We start from the raw sequence: 1,507 nt of genomic DNA on the forward strand, positions 1-1,507 counted from the left end.
TCAACGGCAACGATATCTATCTGACGCAAGGCACCGATCAGGTCAAGCTCGACGGCATGGCTGACGGATCCGGCAAAACCGGAGTCGGGCAGGTGCAGTTTGCCGATGGCACCGTATGGACTGCGGCACAGGTGAATACCATGGCCCGGACGTTTGTAGGAACGTCGGGGGACGACACATTAAACGGTACGACCGGAAACGACGTATTCGACGGGAAAGGGGGATCTGATATTGAATACGGACGCGGTGGAAGCGATACGTATACAGTAGACGCTGGCTCGGGTTTGCTTACTGTCGTTAATGGTTCCTCTAGCAATAATACGGCAGCGGGAAATTTACTGATCAATGACTTGAACCCAGATAATCTCTGGTTAAAACAGGTCGGAAGCGACCTTCAGGTCGACGTAATGGGATCAAATACTTCGGCAACCATACAAAATTGGTTCTCAAATGCATACAGTCGCCTAGCGGAGATCACCGTTAGCGGCGGAACAGCGGGGAATATGGCGATTGATTCGCAAATCGATCAGCTCGTGCAAGCCATGGCAACGTTCTCTGCTAACAATTCTGGATTTGACCCGACATCATCAGCAAACCCGACAATAACGGACTCAACGTTGCTTGCGACCGTAAACTCAGTATGGCATCAAAATCCGTAGAATGGGCATTAGCAATGCGATAGTGCCTCCGCTCAAGTGAAAGTTCGGAGGCGTTAGGAGATAACAACGATGTGCCGGGCACGGCACGATAAGCTCGTAAAGGTGGTGCCAGTGACTGCACGACCAGAATTAACCGCTGACTCGGGGCTCGCAGCATTGATCGTCATCGCGAAGCTGCATGGTATCGCGGTCGATGCCGCGCAACTCTTGCATAATGCCGCGCTGACGTCGGGATGTTTTGAGGAGCGCGATCTGATCCTCGCCGCGCGGTCCATCGGACTAAGAGCGCGTGCGGTCAAGATCACCGAAGGCCGTCTTTCAAAGCTCGCTCTACCCGCATTACTTCTTGACAACAATAGTGAGCACTGCGTGCTTGCGGGATGCGATTCGACGCGCGCTTTGGTTCTTGAACGAGGTGCCTCGACTTCGTAGGGTGATATCAGTGATGTCACGGGACGAAGTAAATTTTCGACTACTTCGGGGGGCACGATGAGAACTCTTAGAATTCTTGCGTTTGTCGGACTACACATTTTGTCATCGTCAGTTCATGCAGCCTCTGTCACTGAGGCACCGAATTGGTGTGCTGAGGCAAAGCACAATTTAACTGATGGCACGGGCAAGCCGGTGCAGTGTGAAGTGGTAACGATGCACTGTGTCAAACTGAACAACTATTGGTGCCAGAAGCAAGAGCCAGGAGATGCGTGGAAGGGGGCGCGAAAGGTCGGGACGACACTTCCGATGGAGGACGATCGCCACCATGCGGTGTTCGAAAACGCAAATTGGTCTGCGAGAGCAATCGCTATAGACCTTCGATCGAAATATTTGAAGAGAAAGCTGAAGACCGCATA

2 protein-coding genes are annotated in these 1,507 nt (G+C 52.4%); both read left to right on the forward strand.

Translation table 11 applies throughout. From position 1 onward, the window contains the following. Positions 1 to 659: calcium-binding protein (locus tag DIE23_RS38945; protein ID WP_311767847.1), on the forward strand; the 659-nt coding region annotated here is incomplete at its 5' end. Between the two features lie 111 nt (positions 660 to 770). Further along, on the forward strand, positions 771 to 1,091 hold the full coding sequence (locus DIE23_RS38950; RefSeq protein ID WP_260436378.1) for a cysteine peptidase family C39 domain-containing protein: 321 nt from the start codon (positions 771 to 773) through the stop codon (positions 1,089 to 1,091). Positions 1,092 to 1,507 lie beyond the last annotated feature (416 nt).

It is taken from the genome of Burkholderia sp. Bp9143, from assembly GCF_003853645.1.
Lineage (GTDB): Bacteria > Pseudomonadota > Gammaproteobacteria > Burkholderiales > Burkholderiaceae > Burkholderia.